The organism is Dankookia sp. P2, assembly GCF_050632255.1.
Lineage (GTDB): Bacteria > Pseudomonadota > Alphaproteobacteria > Acetobacterales > Acetobacteraceae > Paracraurococcus.
The window spans coordinates 2,187,333-2,205,545 of record NZ_CP192581.1 but is presented as its reverse complement, the minus strand read 5'-3'; the positions used below and the strand labels follow the sequence as shown (position 1 = coordinate 2,205,545).

17 protein-coding genes and 4 pseudogenes are annotated in these 18,213 nt (G+C 73.1%); 10 read left to right on the top strand and 11 right to left on the bottom strand.

All coding sequences use genetic code 11. The features are described 5' to 3' along the window. Positions 1-71: 71 nt before the first annotated feature. From ACQ86J_RS13090 to ACQ86J_RS13080, 3 genes and pseudogenes are all read right to left on the bottom strand, one after another. Positions 72-155: pseudogene (locus tag ACQ86J_RS13090) on the bottom strand (acyl-CoA dehydrogenase family protein); the annotation flags it as partial. A gap of 153 nt (positions 156-308) precedes the next feature. Continuing rightward, on the bottom strand, positions 309-1,043 hold the full coding sequence (locus ACQ86J_RS13085; protein ID WP_431271437.1) for an alpha/beta fold hydrolase: 735 nt from the start codon (positions 1,041-1,043) through the stop codon (positions 309-311). Further along, on the bottom strand, positions 1,040-2,077 hold the full coding sequence (locus tag ACQ86J_RS13080) for a 2,5-dihydroxypyridine 5,6-dioxygenase (protein ID WP_431271436.1): 1,038 nt from the start codon (positions 2,075-2,077) through the stop codon (positions 1,040-1,042). Before ACQ86J_RS13080 ends, ACQ86J_RS13085 begins: the two co-directional genes overlap by 4 nt. A 142-nt stretch (positions 2,078-2,219) precedes the next feature. Here ACQ86J_RS13080 and ACQ86J_RS13075 point away from each other — a divergent pair, with 142 nt between their 5' ends. Both ACQ86J_RS13075 and ACQ86J_RS13070 read left to right on the top strand, forming a co-directional pair. After that, positions 2,220-2,585: a MarR family winged helix-turn-helix transcriptional regulator gene (locus ACQ86J_RS13075; RefSeq protein ID WP_431271435.1), complete on the top strand. Its 366-nt coding sequence runs from the start codon at positions 2,220-2,222 to the stop codon at positions 2,583-2,585. Between the two features lie 652 nt (positions 2,586-3,237). After that, a complete protein-coding gene (locus tag ACQ86J_RS13070) occupies positions 3,238-3,765 on the top strand; it encodes a SapC family protein (protein ID WP_431271434.1) in 528 nt (175 codons plus the stop codon). Here the strand turns inward: ACQ86J_RS13070 and ACQ86J_RS13065 are convergent. From ACQ86J_RS13065 to ACQ86J_RS13055, 3 genes are all read right to left on the bottom strand, one after another. Continuing rightward, positions 3,699-4,082, bottom strand: coding sequence for a DUF533 domain-containing protein (locus ACQ86J_RS13065; RefSeq protein ID WP_431271433.1), 384 nt, complete (start codon positions 4,080-4,082; stop codon positions 3,699-3,701). The genes ACQ86J_RS13070 and ACQ86J_RS13065 overlap by 67 nt on opposite strands. 181 nt (positions 4,083-4,263) lie before the next feature. After that, on the bottom strand, positions 4,264-5,169 hold the full coding sequence (locus ACQ86J_RS13060; protein WP_431271432.1) for an NtaA/DmoA family FMN-dependent monooxygenase: 906 nt from the start codon (positions 5,167-5,169) through the stop codon (positions 4,264-4,266). Between the two features lie 54 nt (positions 5,170-5,223). Further along, positions 5,224-5,622: an LLM class flavin-dependent oxidoreductase gene (locus tag ACQ86J_RS13055; protein ID WP_431271431.1), complete on the bottom strand. Its 399-nt coding sequence runs from the start codon at positions 5,620-5,622 to the stop codon at positions 5,224-5,226. 194 nt (positions 5,623-5,816) lie between these two features. Between ACQ86J_RS13055 and ACQ86J_RS13050 the strand changes: the two genes are divergently transcribed. From ACQ86J_RS13050 to ACQ86J_RS13040, 3 genes and pseudogenes are all read left to right on the top strand, one after another. Beyond that, a complete protein-coding gene (locus ACQ86J_RS13050; protein ID WP_431271430.1) occupies positions 5,817-6,593 on the top strand; it encodes a DUF5602 domain-containing protein in 777 nt (258 codons plus the stop codon). 224 nt (positions 6,594-6,817) lie between these two features. Beyond that, the gene (locus ACQ86J_RS13045) at positions 6,818-7,789 is read left to right on the top strand and encodes a Bug family tripartite tricarboxylate transporter substrate binding protein (RefSeq protein ID WP_431271429.1); all 972 of its coding nucleotides are present in this window, start codon (positions 6,818-6,820) and stop codon (positions 7,787-7,789) included. 121 nt (positions 7,790-7,910) lie between these two features. Beyond that, positions 7,911-9,506: pseudogene (locus ACQ86J_RS13040) on the top strand (tripartite tricarboxylate transporter substrate-binding protein); the annotation flags it as partial. Between the two features lie 546 nt (positions 9,507-10,052). Here the strand turns inward: ACQ86J_RS13040 and ACQ86J_RS13035 are convergent. From ACQ86J_RS13035 to ACQ86J_RS13015, 5 genes and pseudogenes are all read right to left on the bottom strand, one after another. Continuing rightward, positions 10,053-10,229: a hypothetical protein gene (locus ACQ86J_RS13035; protein WP_431272392.1), complete on the bottom strand. Its 177-nt coding sequence runs from the start codon at positions 10,227-10,229 to the stop codon at positions 10,053-10,055. 283 nt (positions 10,230-10,512) lie between these two features. After that, positions 10,513-10,917 carry a GMC oxidoreductase gene (locus ACQ86J_RS13030; protein WP_431272391.1) on the bottom strand — a complete coding sequence of 135 codons (405 nt, stop codon included), beginning with the start codon at positions 10,915-10,917 and terminating at the stop codon, positions 10,513-10,515. Beyond that, a complete protein-coding gene (locus ACQ86J_RS13025) occupies positions 10,899-11,723 on the bottom strand; it encodes a GMC family oxidoreductase (protein WP_431271428.1) in 825 nt (274 codons plus the stop codon). The genes ACQ86J_RS13030 and ACQ86J_RS13025 overlap by 19 nt, the downstream gene beginning before the upstream one ends. Positions 11,724-11,809: 86 nt before the next feature. Beyond that, a pseudogene (locus ACQ86J_RS13020) lies at positions 11,810-12,148 on the bottom strand (GMC family oxidoreductase N-terminal domain-containing protein); the annotation flags it as partial. 66 nt (positions 12,149-12,214) lie between these two features. Further along, positions 12,215-13,177 carry a Bug family tripartite tricarboxylate transporter substrate binding protein gene (locus ACQ86J_RS13015; RefSeq protein ID WP_431271427.1) on the bottom strand — a complete coding sequence of 321 codons (963 nt, stop codon included), beginning with the start codon at positions 13,175-13,177 and terminating at the stop codon, positions 12,215-12,217. A gap of 204 nt (positions 13,178-13,381) precedes the next feature. Here ACQ86J_RS13015 and ACQ86J_RS13010 point away from each other — a divergent pair. From ACQ86J_RS13010 to ACQ86J_RS12990, 5 genes and pseudogenes are all read left to right on the top strand, one after another. Beyond that, positions 13,382-14,960, top strand: a pseudogene (locus ACQ86J_RS13010) (ABC transporter substrate-binding protein). 444 nt (positions 14,961-15,404) lie between these two features. After that, complete coding sequence (locus tag ACQ86J_RS13005) at positions 15,405-16,781, top strand: glycosyltransferase (protein ID WP_431271426.1); 1,377 nt, start codon at positions 15,405-15,407, stop codon at positions 16,779-16,781. An 80-nt stretch (positions 16,782-16,861) separates the two neighbouring features. After that, positions 16,862-17,194, top strand: a complete 333-nt coding sequence (locus ACQ86J_RS13000) for a hypothetical protein (protein WP_431271425.1) — start codon at positions 16,862-16,864, stop codon at positions 17,192-17,194. Continuing rightward, positions 17,103-17,648, top strand: a complete 546-nt coding sequence (locus ACQ86J_RS12995) for a phospholipase D-like domain-containing protein (RefSeq protein ID WP_431271424.1) — start codon at positions 17,103-17,105, stop codon at positions 17,646-17,648. The genes ACQ86J_RS13000 and ACQ86J_RS12995 overlap by 92 nt, the downstream gene beginning before the upstream one ends. Further along, a complete protein-coding gene (locus ACQ86J_RS12990; RefSeq protein WP_431271423.1) occupies positions 17,609-18,130 on the top strand; it encodes a phospholipase D-like domain-containing protein in 522 nt (173 codons plus the stop codon). The genes ACQ86J_RS12995 and ACQ86J_RS12990 overlap by 40 nt, the downstream gene beginning before the upstream one ends. Positions 18,131-18,213 lie beyond the last annotated feature (83 nt).

Here is an 18,213-nt window from a genome sequence, read left to right as displayed (position 1 = left end):
AGGGTGGAGCAGACATGCATGTTCCAGGTCAGCGCCGTCGCGCCGCAATAGCGGCCCATCTCCGCCGCGGTCAGGCAATAGGCGCGGAAATCGGCGCCGCGCCCGCCCTCGGCTTCGGGGATGCAGATGCCGAGCAGCCCGTTGCGGTGCATGTCGCGGTAGTTGTCGGTCGGGAAGGAGGCCTCGCGGTCCCAACGGGCGGCGCGGGGGCGAGGACGCCTTCGCCGACTCGCGGGCCTGGGCCGTCAGCGCGGCCTCCTGCTCCGTCAGGCGGAAGGCGCCCGGGTCGAAGATGGGGGCGTCCATGCTCAGCCTTCCCGCAGGCCATGCAGGAAGCCCTGCACCGCGGCGTTGAAGCCGGCCGGGTCCTCGAGATGCGCCAGGTGGCTGCAACCCGGCAGCACCGCCAGCCGGGCGTCGCGGATGGCGTCCCGCATCCGCTCCATGGTCTTCGGCGGCGCCAGCGGGTCGGCCTCGCCCGCGACCAGCAGCGTCGGCGCGGCGAGGCGGCCGAGGTCGTCGCGCCGGTTGAAGGTGGTGAGGCAGCGGACGGCGGCCCGGTAGGCCGCTTCCGGCGCCGCGGCCATGGCATCCACCGCCAGCTGGACCAGGGCGTCGGGCGTGCCGGGGCGGAGCATCGGCCGGATGCTGGACTCGGCCAGCGCCGGCATGTCCTGCCCGGCCCCGAGCGGCGCCAGGCGCTCGGCCAGGAAGGCCTCGGCGAAGGCGGGGTCGCGGCCGCCGAAGGCCGGGGTGGTGGCATAGAGCACCAGGCCGCGGACGCGTTCCGGGAAGCGCAGCGCGAAATCCAGCGCCAGCATGCCGCCGATCGAATGGCCGATCAGGTCGATGCGGGGGATGCCCTCGGCGTCGAGGCGGTCGCGCAGCAGCCCGGCCCAGGCGGCGAAGCTGGTCTCGGGCGGCATCGGCGAGCCGGCATAGCCGGGCAGCGGCCAGTCCAGCACCCGGGCGGGGGCGAGGGCGGGCAGCACCGGCGCCCAGCTGGCGCCGCCGATGCCGTGCAGCAGCACGATGGTGGTCATGGCACGAGCCTCCCTTCGACCACCACCGGCGTGCCGTCGAGCGCGATGGTGCAGTTGCGGACGGGGATGTCGAAATGCCCCTCGGTGAAGCGGCCGGCGAATTCGTTGGCGCCGGTCGAGAACAGGAAATTGCCGGCGAAGGCGCGCAGCTCGGTGCCGTTGGTGTCGCGGCGATCATACATCGCCAGCGCCTCGTAGCGGGCCCGCGGGTTCAGGCCCCAGCCGACATGGGAGACGGCATAGGCGGCCCGGTCGCCCCAGGCGGCGAGATAGCGGCGCATCAGTTCCGCATCAGTTCCGTCACCGGAAACAGAAACGATGTAATCGTCGTGTAGATCCAGCCGGACCGGCCGCTCCAGGTAGCGCTTGAAGGTGAGGTTCGCATCGCCGGCATCCAGGACCAGCGTGCCCTGCACGCTGCCGGCCCGGGGGAAGGAGACGACGACCCCGCCCGGCCAATGCGCCACGGTGCCGGGCCGGTCGGTCCAGCCCCAGACCCCGGCGGTCGCGGCTCCTTCCAGCGCAATCGTGAGATCGGTTCCGGCGGCTGAGACGACCGTCATGCGTTTCGCTGCCCGTGCGAGCTTCACCGCGGCCCGGACCGGCGCCTCGTCCTCCGGCCGCGGCACCAGCCGGGCGAGGGCTTCCGGGTGCTCGTTCGAGACCATCAGCACGCGGCTGCCGGCGCGCAGGATCTCGCCGAGTTCCGGCGCATGCAGCAAGCCTTCGAGGGTGAGGTCGAGGATGAGCGGGGAGGCCTTCAGCGCGGCGAGCGCGGCCGGATGCGCCTGCAGGGCGCGCGAGGCACCGGTCGAGCGGACCGGCACCGGGGCGGTCTGCGGCGGCGTGGGCAGCACCAGGCGGAAGGGCCGGCAGCCCAGCCGCAGGGCGGCCAGTTCCGCGAGATCGATGTTCAGCGCGCGGGACTGGCTTTCCGCCAGGAGACAGACGGGTAGGCCGGCCTCGGCCCGGCAGAGCCGGAGGACGGTCTCGAACGCCTCGATCCAGGGGGACTCGATACGGTCGGCGAGCATGCGGTGGTTCTCCTGCGGGAGCCTAGCACCGGCCGATGAACATGAAAACGCATTCATCTGACCGAGCAACTATTTTGAAAGCATTTATTACGGAAAGGGGTTATTATGCCTGAAACCGCAACGTGATCGGACCGCCATCGTTATGTCACAGCCTTCCGCGACCCCGCCTGGCAGCCGGTTCATCGACGACTACCTGCTTTACCTGCTTGCCCGCGCGTCGCACCTCATCTCCGCCGAGTTCCAGGAGCAACTGCGCCGTCGCGGCATCGCCGTGCCGGTCTGGCGGGTCCTGGCGAGCCTGGTGGGCAGCAGCGGGGAGACGGTGACCGGGCTGGCCGAGACCTGCCTACTGCAGCAGCCGACCATGACCAAGCTGCTCGACCGCATGGTGCGGGACGGCCTGGTGAAGCGCACCCAGGACACCAAGGACCGCCGCGTGGTCCGCGTGGCGCTGACCACGCGGGGAGGTCACGGCGGCCGACCTGGTCCAGCTTGCCAAGCAGCATGAGGCCGAGGTGATGGCCCGGCATCCGGATGCCGAGGCGCTGGCGATCAAGACCCTGCTGCGCGCCATCATCGCCCGGCAAGGCCGCTCGCGGCGCGGCTGAGGTCCTGGCCGCGTTTCGATCGCCGGCGCAACCAGGCCGCCGCCGGTCTTGCCCTGGCCCGGCACCGGCCATATCGGTCCTGGCAGCCGCGCGGCCCTTCCCGCCGCGCGGCCATCCCAGTCCGGGGCTGCCGCCCATGCCTTCGCCCGCCAGGCTGCAACGCATCATCCTCCTGCTGCTGGCGGTGTCGCTGGTGGTACAGGTCGCCCGGCTGGTCCTCGGCTGAGCCGCCGCCTCGCCTGCCCGGCCGGCGGTCCTGCGGGCCGTCGGGAAGGAGCCAGATCACATGCCCGACCACCCGCCCCGTGCCAACGGCGCCCTGGCCAATGGCGCCGCCGGCCCCAGCCCCGGCCCCGTCGCCGCGCCGGCCCTGCCGCCGCTCTATGGCGCGCTCGATCCACTGACGCCGGAGAAGCATGCCAGGCTGCGCGTCCGCGATGCCGGCTTCGGCTTCGCCGCCCGGGCCAGCGCCATTCCCCTAGTGGTCGAGGAATCCCCATCGCGGCGCGCACCCTGCCGATCGTCTTCGCCGCCGCGCCGCCGCACCTGCCGGTGGCGCTCTGCGGCCTGGCGGCCGGCAGCAACCTCTACGTGGACGAGCGCGGCGGCTGGAAGCCCGGCGCCTATGTCCCGGCCTATCTGCGCCGGGTGCCCTTCTTCCTGGTCCGCAGCGCCCCGGGCTCCGACCAGCTCGTGCTCTGCATCGACCCGCAGGCCCCACAGGTGAGCCGGACCGAGGGCGAGGCGCTGTTCGACGCGGCGGGCAAGCCGACCCCGCAGCTCGAACAGGCGCTGGCCTTCACCCGGTCGGTCGAGGAGGGGATGCTGCGGACCCGCGGGATCACCGAGCGGCTGAACCAGCTCGGCCTGCTGAAACCGGCGGTGGTGGAGTTCCCGCACCATGGCAAGCCGCTGCGGGTGGACGGGTTCTTCGCCGTGGACCGCCCGGCGCTGGCCGCCCTGCCGCCCGAGCAATTCCTCGAGCTGCGCGAGAAGGGCTGGCTCGAGCCGATCTATGCCCACCTGCTGTCGGTCGGCGGGCTGCCGGAGCTGGCCCGGGACGTGGCGCCGCCGGGGTGAGGCGGAGGCGGCGGGCCACGCTGCCAGCCTCGCCCGGACATGCGCCACCGCCTTGGGCGGTGGCCGCGCCGCTTGTCGCGCTCCCCCTGGCTGTCGGCGGTGACGGCCATGAGCGAGGCGGCGTAGAGCCCGGCCGCCGCCCGCGGGTCCCCTGCCTCCGCCGCCAGCCCGGCGATGTCGGCCGGCTGGCGCATCGCCCGCCGCACCACCTGCCGCGCCTCGCCGGCCTCGGCCAGCCGGTCCATGGTGCGCGCCATTCCCTCGGCAGCGATCTGGCCATCCGCCTTGGCCTGGATCATCGCCCAGACCAGCAGCATCGCCTTGCGCTGCAGCCGGTCCTGCGCCGCCGGCGCGGCTTCCTACTGCAGCAGCGACCCGAGCAGCCTCGCCGCGTCGATCATGGCTGGTCCATCCATCCTCTGCCTTCGCCGCGCGGCAGTGGCGGGCAAGCGGCAGGCGGGTGCCCGCAACGATCGTGAAGACAGGTTCGGTGCGGTTCTACTCCGCGGCCAGGCGCGGCTGCCAGTCCCCGCGCGTGGCGCGCGCCAGGCCCAGGTGGTCGCGCAGCGTCCGCCCCGCGTAGTCCTTGCGGAACAGCCCGCGCCGCTGCAACTCCGGCACCACGTGCCGGACGAAGTCGGCATAGCTGCCGGGCACCACGCAGGCGCCGATGACGAAGCCGTCGCAGGCGCCGCCCGTGAACCATTCCTCCAGCTTGTCGGCCACCTGCTTCGGGCCGCCGACCATGTTCATCGGCGGCTTGCCGCGGCCGCTGCCCACCATGAAGTCGCGCACCGTCGGGTTCCTCTTGCCGGTGTTCCTCACCACCCGGTCGCGGATCGCCTGCAGCCCCTGGATGCCGGCCATCTCGGCATCGGTGAAGGGCTCGTCCATGCCCTTGCTGGCGAAGTCGAAGTTGAGCGCTTCCGACAGCAGCGAGAGCGCGTCGATCTCCAAGGGAAGACCGGCGATCAGCGCCGCCTTGTCCTCCGCCTCCGCCTGGGTCGCGGCGCAGATCGGGTAGGCCAGCGTCGCCACCTTCACCGCATCCGGGTCGCGGCCTTCCGCCGCGACCATCGCCTTGAACTCGTCGTACTCCTGCCTGCCGGAGGCGACGTCGTGGTAGGCGACGAAGACCAGCTCCGCCCAGCGGGCGGAGAAGCGCTTGCCGCGGCCGCTGCTGCCGGCCTGGATCATCACCGGGCGGCCCTGCCGGCTGCGGGGCACGGTGAAGGGGCCGCGGGAGTGGAGGAAGCGGCCCTTGTAGTCGAGCCGGTGGACCTTGTGGCCGTCGCCGAAGCGGCCGGTGGCCTTGTCGACGATCAGCGCGTCGTCCTCCCAGGCATCCCAGTGGCCGAGCACGACCTCGACGAATCTCGTCGGCGCGGTCGTAGCGCGCGTCATGCGCCATCATCTCGGCATGGCCCATATTCGCCGCCTCGCCGTCGTTCAGCGAGGTCACGACGTTCCAGGCGGCGCGCCCTCGCTCATCAGGTCGAGCGTCTGGAAGACGCGGGCGACGTGGAAGGGCTCGAAATAGGTGGTGGAGGCGGTGGAGCCGAGGCCGAGCCGCGAGGTCACCGCGCCCATCATGGTCAGCGTGACGATCGGGTCGAGCTTCACGCAGCGGATGCCGTGCTCGATCGTGTGGACATGGTCCGAGCCGAAGCGGTCCGGCATCGACAGCCGGTCGTCGAAGAAGCCGAGGTCGAATTTCCCGGCTTCGAGGATCTGCGCGATCTCCTGGAAGTAGTCGGCCGAGAGGAAGTCGGTGCGGCTGTCCGGGTGGCGCCAGGAGGAGGCGAGGGTGGTGCAGTTCTGCGCCTGCAGGAAGCCGACCAGGTGCATCTGTCGCATGGATGAATCCCCCTAATCCTTGGCGGCAAGCTTCCGCCCCGCCCATCTTTGCGTCAACGCCGGCCAGGCCCGCGACGGGATGGTCCCGAGGGCGGTCGGCCCGCGGCGGCAGCGAGGGCGGAGGCCCCGGAATCCCGTGGACCCTCCGGCGCGAAGGGAGAAAGATCGGCCATCTCCGGGAGGGAGGGCGATGCATGCACCACTTCGGCAAGGTCCTGGCCGCCACGGCGTTCACCCTGCTGCCGGCGCTCCATGCCGGGCCGGCGCGCGCCCAGCCGGTGGCATCTGCGCAGGCGGCCCGCACGGTCGAGGGGGCGCGCCTGCCGCTCGGGCGGGGCACCGCCACCGCCTGGGTCGGCCTTGATGCACGGGGCGCGCCTGTCGCGGTCGGCGTCGACCTCACCGAGGCGGCCCTCGACGACCTGCCGGGCCACAAGACCGGCATCGACCTGGCGCTGCCCCCGGAGGCGGGGCAGGCCGGCTACGACCATGTCGGGCTGGACTGGGAGGCGCACGGGCATGCCCCGGCCGGGGTCTATGACGTCCCGCATTTCGACGTGCACTTCTACCGGATCGGCGTGGCCGAGCGGGACCGGATCGTGCGGGAGGATCCGGCCTTCGAGGCCAGGCTCGCCAGGCCGCCCGCGGAGGGGATCCCGCCGCCCGGGCTCCGGCGCGGCGCCGGCACGCCGAGGATGGGGCAGCACTGGGGCATCGCCGATGCCGTCCCGGACCAGCCCGGGCGGCCCTTCGAGAAGGTCATGGTCATCGGCTCCTACGACGGGCGGCTGATCTTCCTGGAGCCGATGATGACCAGAGCCTTCCTGCTGACGCGGCCCGACGTGACGATCCCGATCCGCGCGCCGGCGCGCGCCGAGGGAAGGCTATGGTGGCCCGACGCCTATCGCGTCTCCTTCCGCGACGGCGTGTACCGGATCGCCCTGACCGGATTGCGGCCGCTGCCGGGCTAGGGCGGATGGCGGGCTGCGCGCCCGGCCGCCCGGATCGGCCCTCCAGGCAACGAACCGCGGCGGTGCCGCCTGCACGCCCGGACGCAGGCCGCCGGGGCCGGGGAGGGGGCGGTCGGCCGGACAAGCCCGCCGGCCCGCCCTGCCGCGACGATGGGGACAGCGGCCTCGGCAGACCCTACCATCGCCCCCGCGGCCCGCAGAGGCCGCCCCGGGAAGGAGACACCATGCAGGTTCCAAGACGCGCGGTGCTGGGCGCCGCCATGCTCGCAGCCCCCGCCATCGCACGCGCCCAGGCGCCGTGGCCGGAGCGGCCGATGCGCTTCGTCATCGGCGGCTCGGCCGGCGGCGTCTCCGACATCCTGGTCCGCATCCTGGAGAACCGGCTGCGGGAGAAGCTCGGCCAGCCCCTGGTGCTGGACCCGAGGCCCGGCGCCGGCGGCATGGTCGGCGCCGAGGTGGTCGCACGCTCCCCCGGCGATGGGTACAATTTCTACATCAACCACATCGCGTCACACGGCATCGGCCCGAGCCTCTACAAGCGGCTCGCCTTCGATCCGCTGAAGGACCTGCCGGGCGTGGCGCGGCTGGCCTCGATGCCGAACGTGCTGATCGTCAAGGGCGACAGCCCGCACCGGACGGTGCAGGATCTCGTCGCCTTCTGCCGCGCCAGGCCGGAGAAGGCGGTCTTCTCCTCGGCCGGCACCGGCACCTCCTCGCATCTCTCGGGCGTGCTGTTCGGGCTGCGCATCGGCGTCGAGACGACGCACGTGCCCTATCGCGGCACCGCCCCCAGCATGGCCGCGGTGTTGAACGGGGAGGTGCTGTTCGCCATCGACAACGCCCCCGCGTCGCGCCAGCAGGTGCTGGCCGGGATGCTGCGGGCGCTGGCGGTCAGCACGGCGGAGCGCGCCAGCACCATGCCGAAGCTGCCGAGCCTCGAGGAGCAGGGTGTGGCGGATTTCGACGTGGCCTCCTGGTACGGCATCGTCGCGCCTTCGGCGACGCCGCGGCCGATCGTCGAGCGCATGGGGGCGGAGCTGGTCGCGGCGCTGGGCGACCCCGGCCTCGCCCAGCGCTACCGCGAGTTCGGCGCCGAGCCCAAGCCGCTCGGCCCTGCGGCGTACGACGCCTACATGCGCGCCGAGGCCGCCAAATGGGCGCCGGTGGTGCGCGCCTCGGGCGCCTCGGTTGACTAGCCGCCGGGCGTTGCTCGCCGCGCCCGCCCTGCTGGCCGGGACGGCGCGGGCCCAGACTGGCAATGCATCGGCCTGGCCGGACCGGCCGCTGCGCTTCATCGTCAGCGCCCAGGTCGGCGGCGTGTCCGACATCCTGGTCCGCATCTTCGAGAGCCGGCTGCGCGAGCGGCTGGGCCAGCCGCTCTATGTCGATCCGCGGCCGGGCGCGGGCGGGCAGATCGCGGCGGATGCGGCGATGCGCGCGGGCGACGCGCACAGCTTCACGGTCAACCACATCGCCTCGCACGGCATCGGGCCCTCGCTGTACCGCAACCGGGCCTATGATCCGCTGCGCGACATGCCGGGCGTCTGCCGGGTCTGCGCCATGCCGAACGTGCTGATCGTGCGCAGCGAGCTGCCCATCCGCAGCGTCGCCGACCTAGTGGCCTTCATCCGCGCCAATCCGGGGCGGGCGGATCTCAGCTCGGCGGGGTCCGGCACCTCCTCCCACCTCTCGGGCATCCTGTTCGGCCAGCTCATGGGGGTGGAGGTGACGCATGTGCCCTATCGCGGCACCGCGCCCTCGATGCTCGCGGTGCTGAACGGGGAGGTGCTGTTCAACATCGACAATGCGCCGACCTCCCGCCCGCATGTGCAATCGGGCGCGCTGCGGGCGATCGGGGTCAGCACGGCACGGCGCGCGGCGACGATGCCGGAGCTGCCGACGCTCGCCGAGCAGGGGGTACCAGGCTTCGACGTGGCGTCGTGGTACGGCTTCGCCGCGCCGGCCGCGACGCCGGCGCCGGTGGTGGCGAAGCTGGCCTTGGTGCTGCTGGATGCCGTGGCCGATCCCGGCGTCGTCGCCCGTCTCGCCGAGATCGGCGCCGGAGCCCTGGCCGCTGGACACGGCCGCGTACAACGCCTTCATGCGGGCCGAGGTGGCGCGCTGGGCGCCGGTGGTGGCGGCCTCGGGCGCGACGGTGGATTGAGCAAGCTCGGCTGCCGCCGCGCCGCGGGTGCCGGGCCCGGGAAAACAGATGAGGGGCCTGGGGGAGAATACCTTCTCCCCGGCCTTTTTGATGGGGACAGGTATTTGACAGAAGGCAAGCGGGCGAGTCTTGCCCTCATCGTGCTGGCGCAGGTGCTGGCCTTGGCGCTGTGGTTCTCCGGCACCGCCGCCGGCCCCGCCATGGCGCGGGAGGCCGCGCTGCCGCCCGGCTTCCTCGCCTGGCTGACCGGCGGCGTGCAGCTCGGCTTCGTGCTGGGCACGCTGGCGAGCGCGGCGCTGGCGCTGCCCGACCGGCTCGACCCGCGCCGGCTGATCGCCGCGGCCTCGCTGCTCGGCGCGGCAGCGAATGCGGCGATCCTGGCGCTGCCGGTGGGCAGCGCGGGCGTCATCGCGCTGCGGGTCGTCACCGGGCTGGCCTTGGCCTGCATCTACCCCGTGGGGATGAAGCTGGCGACGGGCTGGGCGACCCGGGCCGATGCCGGGCTGGTCGTCGGGATGCTGGTCGGCGGGCTGACGCTCGGCTCCGCCTCCCCGCATCTGGTCAACGCCTTCGGCGGCGTCGACTGGCGCGTGACGGTCGGCGCCGCCTCGGCCGGCGCGCTGCTGGCGGCGGGGCTGATCCTCGGCACGCGGCTCGGCCCGGCGCATGCCCCGGCGCCGCCCTTCCGGCCGGGCCTCGCGCTGCTGCTGTTCCGGACGCGCGGGACGCGGCTGGCGACGCTCGGCTATCTCGGCCACATGTGGGAGCTCTATGCCATGTGGGCCTGGATCGGCGCCTACCTGGCGGCGAGCTTCGCCGCGGCGGGGCGGGCGGGGGCGCCGGGCCAGGGCGGCGCTGGCGACCTTCGCGGTGATGGCGGCGGGGGCCATCGGCTGCGTCGCGGGCGGGCGGATCGCCGACCGGATCGGCAAGGCGCGGCTGACCATCTGGGCCATGGCGATCAGCGGCGCCTGCTGCCTGCTGGCGGGCGCCGCCTTCGGCGCGGCGCCGTGGGTCACCGTGCTGCTGTGCCTCGTCTGGGGTGCGGCGGTGGTGGCGGATTCCGCGCAGTTCTCCGCCAGCGTTGCCGAGGCCGCGCCGCCTGGCCTCGCCGGGACGATGCTCACGGTGCAGACCAGCCTCGGCTTCGCGCTGACCCTGCCGGCGATCCACCTGCTGCCGCTGCTGGCGGAGCGGTGGGGCTGGGGCGCCGCCTTCGCCGCGCTGGCGATCGGCCCGGCGCTCGGCTGCCTGGCGATGGCGCGGCTGCTGCCGCGGCGTTCGCGCGGCGGCGCCTAGAGCCGCCGCTCCTGGTCGACCACGGTGTCCAGCCGCGCCGCCAGGTGCGGATGCCCGCCGCAGCGCGCATAGGCGGCGGCGGTCCGCCCCGCCGCGTCGCGCCGCGCCGGGTCGGCGCCGCATTGCAGCAGCAGCTCCACCGCGGCCTCGTTGCCGCAGGCGGCGGCGGCCATCATCGGGGTCAGGTGGGTCGGCCGGTCGAGGTCGCCATCCTCCGCCGGCCCGCCCGCGGCGGCGAGCTGCCGGCGCAGCCGCAGGATGTCGCCGGCGATGATCGATGCGAGCAATCCGCCCCGGTCGATGCTGGCCATGTCCGCCTCCTCTCCGCCAGGCAGGCCGGCCATGCCCGGGCCGCCCTGCCATGCCGGCCGATCCGGCAGGGATAATGCGCGGCGGCGGAGCTTGCTCCGGCCTGCAACGGAACGAGCGTGGCGGCCGCTCCCGCCGCCGGCCGGCTCAGGCGGCGACGCGCGCCCCCGCTTTCGCGCTGGCCTTGATCATCTCCGCCGCGCGTTCCGCCGTCATCAGCACCGCCGGGTGGATGTTGGAGGACGGCACCAGCGGGAAGACCGAGGCATCGACCACCCGCAGCCCCTCGACGCCGCGCACCCGCAGCTCGGTATCCACCACCGCGCGGTCGTCGGCGCCCATGCGGCTGGTGCCGCAGGGGTGGTAGACGGTGGTGCCCGAGGTGCGCAGGTACTCGAGGAAGTCGTCGTCGGTCCGCGTCGCCGGGCCGGGCGACAATTCCTCGACCACCAGATCGCTGAACGGCTTCGTCACCGCGATCTTCCGCGCGAGCTTCGCCGCTTCCAGCATCACCCGCACGTCGGTGGCTGCGGTCAGGTAGTTGGCCTGGATGCGCGGCTTGTCGGCGACGTCCGGGCTGCGCAGCGAAAGCTCGCCGCGGCTGTCCGGCCGGCACTGGCAGAAGTTGAAGGTGAAGCCGGGGTGCTTCGCCAGCTTGCTCGCCGAGATCCCCTGGTTCTGCGTGTCCAGGCTGAAATTCGACGAACTGGAACTGCACCTCGGCTTCCTCGGATCCCGGCAGCACGCGGGCAAACAGGCTGGCCTCCGAGGCGCCGATCGTCATGTGGCCGCGCCGGCGCAGCGCCCAGTCGAGCCCCATCTTCGCGGTCTTCAGCGGATCTCGCCATACTCTCGTTCAGCGTGTCCGCCGGCTTCGTCCGGAAGGCGAAGCGGACCATGAAGTGGTCCTGCAGGTTGCGCCCCACCTCCGGCGCGTGGACGCGGCTCTCGATCCCCATGGCCTGCAGGGCCGAGCCGTCGCCGATGCCGGACAGCATCAGCAGCTTCGGGCTCTCGATCGCCCCGGCCGAGAGCAGCACCTCGCGCCGCGCGGTCCACGTCTCCTCGGTGCCGTCGGCCTTGCGCACCACCACGCCGGTGCAGCGCGTGCCGGCGAAGGTCAGTCGCAGCGCGAGCCGCTCGGTCTCCACCCGCAGGTTCGGCCGCTTCATCGCCGGCCGCAGGTAGCCGACCGCCGGGCTCCAGCGCCGCCCCTTGTGGACGTTGAGCTGGTTCGGCGCGACGCCCTCGAACCACTCGCCGTTGTTATCGCGGTTGCGGGCGAAGCCGAGGCTCTCGCAGGCCGCGACGAAGGCCTGGCAGCCGATGGTCGGCTCCGGCACCTCGGCGATCTGCATCGGCCCTCCTTGCCGCGGTACTCGCTTCCCTCGCCATGGAAGGTCTCGAGCTTGCGGAAGGCCGGCAGGCAGTCGTCATAGGACCAGCCGCGCGCGCCGGACTGCGCCCAGCGGTCGTAGTCGCGCGGGCTGCCGCGCAGGAAGACGAGGCCGTTGACCGAGCCCGAGCCGCCGACGACGCGGCCGCGCGGCCAGTAGACGCTGCGGCCGTGCAGCTCCGGCTCGCCCTCGGTCTGGTAGTTCCAGTCGAATTTCCGGGTCACATACAGGCGGGCGAAGCCCATCGGGATGTGGATCCAGGGATTGGTGTCCCAGGGCCCGGCCTCGAGTACCGCGACGTTGACCGACGGGTCCTCCGACAGCCGTGCCGCCAGCACGCAGCCGGCCGAGCCGCCGCCGATGATGACGTAGTCCGCTTCCGGCATGGCCGTGCTCCCCTTCGGTTTGGCCGCATCAGGCCATGCGGCGGCAGGTGCGGCAAGCCGCGGGGCTCAGCCCCGCCAGGGCCTGACCTTCCACAGCGCCTGCAGCTGGGCGTCCACCCGCGCCGCCTCGGCCTTGTACGCGGCGCCGACCAGCGGCCGCATCGGCATGAACTGCCGCGCCATCTCCGCCTTGAAGGCCGGATCGGCCAGGGCCTCGCGGAAGGCGGCTTCCAGCCGCGCGGTGATGGCCGGCGGCAGGCCGGGCGGGGCGATGATGCCGCGCTGCGCGGAGGCCACCACGTCGAAGCCCTGCTCGCGGAAGGTCGGCAGGTCCGGCAGGTCGGCCGCCCGCCGGTCGGCGGCGATCGCCAGGCCGCGCAGCTTGCCCTCGCGCGACAGGGTCACCAGCTCGGTCGTATTGCCCACCCCCGTGTCGATATGCCCGCCCAGCAGCTGCGGGATCAGCGGCGCCGAGCCGGCGAAGGGCACATGGGTCAGCGGCGGCAGTTTCGCCGCGGCCTCGGATCCCAGCATCAGGATGTGGTCGTCGCTGCCGATGCCCGTCGTGCCGTAGTCGAGGCTGCCGGGCTTGGCCTTGGCCTGGGCGATCAGGTCGGCCAGCGTCCGCAGCGGGCTCTCGGTGCGGACATAGATGCAGTTCGGGTCCTCGACGATGTTGGCGAGGAAGGTGAAGTCGAGCGGCCGGTAGCGGGCCGGTCGCTCGAGCGGGATGCCGCTATGCGCCGGCATGGTGGTGGCGCCCAGCGTGTAGCCGTCCGGCGCGGCGTTGAAGATGACCTCGAGCCCGATCTGCCCGGCGGCGCCGGCGCGGTTGGTGACGACTGTCCGCATGCCCGGGATGCGCTCGGCCACCACGGGCATCACGAGCCGGGCCAGGATGTCGACTCCGCCGCCGGGCGGGTAGGGGACGATGACCTCGACCGGCCGGTCGTTCGGCCAGGCGGCTTGCGCGCGGGCGCCGAGCGCGGGCATGGCAAGGCCGGCGGCCAGCAGGGTGCGGCGGTGCATTGGGTGTCCTCCCGGGTTTTGCCGCATCCTGGCACGCGGCGGCGCCGCCCGCAGCCCGACTTTGCGCTAGCCTGCGATCGTCCTGAGGGGAACACTCGGGGCTTGGATCACCGGCGCCAGCAAGGCCGGACCGGAGTCGGCCTGGTATGGTCAGGCCAGCCCCGGTCCAGGATGCCGGCGCCGCCGCCCGGAGTGACCGCCTCGATGCTCAGCCGCCGACCCTTCCTCGCCGCCTCCGCCGCGCTGCTGGCCACCCCGGCGCTCGGCCAGTCCAGCCGCGCGGCGACGCTGCGCTTCGTCCCGCATGCCAACCTGACCAGCCTGGACCCGGTCTGGACCACCGCCTGGATCACCCGCTTCCACGCCTATGCGGTCTACGACACGCTCTATTCGATCGGCGCCGACCTGGTGCCGAAGCCGCAGATGGCGGCCGGCCATGTGGTGGAGGATGACGGCAGGCGCTGGGTGATCACGCTCCGCCCCGGGTTGCGCTTCCATGATGGCGAGCCGGTCCGCGCCCGCGACGCCGCGGCCAGCATGGTCCGCTGGGCGAAGCGCGACAGCTTCGGCCAGACCCTGTTCGACTCCGTCGCCGCGGTGGCGGCGCTGGACGACACGAGGCTGGAGATCCGGCTGCACCGGCCCTTCCCGCTGCTGCTGGATGCCATCGCCAAGCTGGCGCCGGTCTTCGTCATGCCGGAGCGAATCGCCACGACGGATGCCTTCACCGCCATCACCGACGCCACGGGGTCCGGCCCCTTCCGCTTCCGGCGCGACGAATGGCTGCCCGGCTCGCGCGCCGTCTACGAGCGGTTCGAGGGCTACCAGCCCCGCCCCGAGCCGCCCGACATGCTCGGCGGCGGCAAGCCGGTGCATTTCCAGCGCTTCGAATGGACCATCATGCCAGACCCCGGCACCGCCGCCGCGGCGCTGCAATCGGGCGAGGTGGACTGGTGGGAGAACCCGCCGAACGACCTGCTGCCGCCGCTGCGGCGCAACCGCGCCGTGGCGGTGCAGGAGCTGGACAATTTCCGGCTATGTCACCGTCCTGCGGCCCAACCACCTGCACCCGCCCTTCGACAACCCGGCCTTCCGCCGCGCGCTCTGGCCGGCGATCAGCCAGACCGACGTGATGACGGCGGTCAACGGCACCGACAGCGACCTCTGGACCGACCGCATGGGCTTCTTCACCCCCGGCACGCCGCTGGCGAGCGACGCGGGCATGGCCCGCATCACCGCGCCGCGCGACCTGGACGCGGCGCGCCGGGCGATCGCCGCCAGCGGCTACAAGGGCGAACGCGTGGTGCAGATGATGGCGACCGACAACCCGAGCCAGGTCGCCGCGGGCAACGTCATCTACGACATGCTGAAGAAGCTCGGGGTGAATGCCGAGCTGGTGGCGACCGATTGGGGCACCGTGGTGCAGCGGCGGGCGAGCCGCGAGCCGGTGGAGAAGGGCGGCTGGAGCCTCTTCATCAGCAACATCACCGGGGCGGACACGCTGAACCCGGCGAGCAACCACGTCATGCGTTCCTCCGGCCTGCAGGGCACCTGGTTCGGCTGGCCGAGGAGCGACAAGCTGGAGGCGCTGCGCGCGGCCTGGTTCGCCGCGCCGGACCTGGCGGCGCAGCAGGCGATCTGCCGGGAGACGCAGGAGCAGGCCTTCGAGGACACGCCCTACTGGCCGCTAGGCCATTACCGCCAGCCCGCGGCCTACAGGCGCGAGCTGACCGGCTTCGTCCGCGCGCCGGCGCCGCTGGCCTGGGGAGTGCGGCGGGGGTGACAGGCATTCGCCTCGCGCCGGATGCCGACCCACAGAAGGGAAGGGTGGGGTTCGGGGCGGGAACACCTGTTTCCCTCCCCGACCTTCGCCTGCGTATTTTCGCCATGCCCCCGCGCTAATCGGGCGCGGTGACCGACATTCCCCTCGCGCCGCGCCGCCTGACCTTCGCCCTGCTCGGCCTCTCGCTCACCGCCCTGCTGCTCTGGCTGGCGGTGCGGGTGCTGGCGCCCGGCGGCTGGGACTGTCTGGGAGATCCTGCTGCTGGCCTGCCTCGCCGGCACCGCGCCCTGGACCGCGCTGTGTGCCGCCAATGCGCTGGTCGGCGGCGCGATCCTGCTCGGCGCGCCGGACCCGCCGGCGGCCGTCCTGCCGGCGCTGCGCCGCGCCCGGCCGGGCGCGCCTTCGCGGCGCACCGCCATCGCCGTCTGCATCCGCAACGAGGACATGGCGGCGGTGCTGCCGCCGCTGTCCCGCCTGCTGGCGGGGCTGCGGAAGGCGAGGGCGGGCGGCCGCTTCATCCTGTGGTTCCTGTCCGACACCCAGGACCCGGCGCTGGCCGCGGCCGAGGCGGCGGCGATCGCCGGCTTCGACGGCGGCGGCATCGCGGTGCGCTACCGCAGGCGGGCGGAGAACACCGGCTTCAAGGCCGGCAACGTGATGGACTTCCTCGACCACCATGCCGGCGATGCCGAGCTGATGCTCTGCCTCGACGCCGACAGTGAGATGACGGCGCCCGCCGTGCTGCGCCTGGTGGCCTGCATGGAGGCCGATCCGCGCCTGGCGATCCTGCAGCAGCTGATCGTCGGCCGACCGGCCACCGCCGCCTTCCCGCGGCTGTTCCAGTTCGGCATGCGGGCGGGGATGCGCGCCTGGGCGACCGGCCAGGCCTGGTGGCAGGGGCCGGAAGGGCCGTACTGGGGCCATAACGCGGTCATCCGCATCGCGCCCTTCCGCCGCCATTGCCGGCTGGAGGCGCTGCCCGACGGCAGCCCGATCCTGTCGCACGACCAGGTGGAGGCGGTGCGGCCGCATGCCGCCGGCTGGAAGGTCTGCTGTCTGCCGATCGAGGAGGGGCAGCATGGAGGGCAACCCGCCCGCCCTGCCGGAATTCATGGCGCGCGACCTGCGCTGGGCCGCGGGCAACATGCAGTACCGCGCCCTGCTGTTCCTGCCGGGGCAGACCTGGATGGGCCGCTGGCAGCTGGTGCAGGCGATCCTGCTGTTCCTCGGCGCGCCGCTCTGGTGCGGCGTGCTGGCCTTCGCGGCGCTGAACGCCGCGACCGGCGGCGGCGCGGCGACGCCGGATGGCTGGCTGCTGGCGCTGCTGCTCGGCAACTGGGCGATGCTGCACGCGCCGAAGCTGGTCGGCTATGCCGAGGTGCTGCTGAAGCCCCGGCTGGCCGCGCGCTATGGCGGGCGCGCGGCCTTCCTGCGCGGCGCGGCGGCGGAGCTGGGCTTCACCACGCTGCTCGACCCCATCAGCACCTGCAACAAGGCGCTCTTCCTGCTGGCGCTGCCCTTCGGCGGGCGGGGGCGGGCTGGGCGGCGCAGAACCGGGCGGATCGCGGCGTCGGCTGGGCGGATGCGGCGCGGCTGCTCTGGCCGCATACGCTGTTCGGCGCCACGGCCTTCGCGCTGCTGGCGATGGCGGGCGCGGCCTGGTGGGCGCTGCCCTTCGCCGGCGGGCTGCTGCTGGCGATCCCCCTTCTGCGTGGTCACGGCCGCGCCGGGCGTCTCAGCGGTGCTGCGCGACGGCCGCCTGGCGGCGACGCCCGAGGAGCTCGCTGCCCCGCCGGGCTGAACGCGCTCGCGCGTTCCTGACCCGCAACGGACGGCACCGGCGGCACCGGCGCGGCGTTGCCGCCGCCATGGATCGAACCGGAACGACACGGCGAAACGTCATGGCCTTGGCGGCGGGGCTGCCGGCGCTGGCCGCCTGCGCCAACATCCCCGTGCTGCCGGACGGTCCCGCCGACCCGATGGAACGCCTCGCCCTGCTGACCGAGGCGCTGGACGGATCGCCGCTCTATCCCGGCAACAAGGTGGACGTGCTGGATGGCGGCGGCGCCGCCTTCGCCTCCCTGTTCCGCGACTTGCGCGCGGCGCGCGACCACATCCACCTGGAATACTTCATCCTCGAGGATGTCGGCATCCCCGGCACCGCCGGGCAGAGGCCTGTTCGACCTGCTGGAGGCGAAGCTGCGGGACGGCGTCGCGGTAACCCTGATCCATGACGCCTTCGGCTCCGCCCCCACCCCCGCCGCCGCCTTCGAGCGGCTGCGCGCGGCGGGCGCGCGGACGCTGGCCTTCAACCCGCTCGATCCGCTCGAGGCGCGCACCGGCTGGGCGCCGAACGACCGCGACCACCGCAAGATCATGGTGGTCGATGGCCGGATCGGCATGACCGGCGGCATCAACCTCGACCGGGTCTACGAGAATCCCTGCGAGGTCGCCGCGGCGGCGGAGCAGGATCCGGCCGAGGCCTGCTGGCGCGATGCCGCGCTGCGGATCGAAGGCCCGGCGGTGGCGGGGCTGCAGAAGCTCTTCCTCGAGACCTGGGAGAAGCAGCGCGGCCCGCCGCTGCCGCCGCGCGACTGGTTCCCCGTCTCGATCAGCGCGGCCCGGCGCGGGTCCGCATCCTCGGCAGCGTGCCGGGTGAGAAGCAGCCGCGCTTCTACGTCACGCTGATGACCGCGATCGCCGCGGCGCGGCAGCGCATATGGCTCTCGACCGGCTATTTCGTGCCGACCTGGCAGGAGCGCCGGGCGCTGCGCGCGGCGGCGAGGCGCGGCGTGCAGGTGCGGCTGCTGCTGCCGAGCATCAGCGATTCCGCCGATGCGCTGGCGGCGCAGCACGCGGCCTATGACGACATGCTGGAAGCGGGGATCGAGATCCGCGAGGTGCAGGGCGCCGTGCTGCACGCCAAGCTGGCGGTGGTGGACGGCGTCTGGTCGGCGGTCGGGTCGTCCAACCTCGACCGCCGCAGCGTCGCCTGGAACAACGAGGTGGACGCGATCGTGCTCGGTGCCGAGACGGCGGCGCGGCTGGAGGCGCTGCTGGGGCGCGACTGGGCCCGGGCGAAGCCGGTGACGCTGCAGGAATGGGAGCGGCGCGGGCTTGGGCCGCGCATCCGCGAGCAGACCTCGCGGCTGATCATCGACCTGCTGTAGAACCGGATCGAATCCAGGCGCCCCTGAAAGCCTGGTTGGCGAAGCTCCCGTCCAACGACTATCGTCGTTGCGGGAGGATGCGC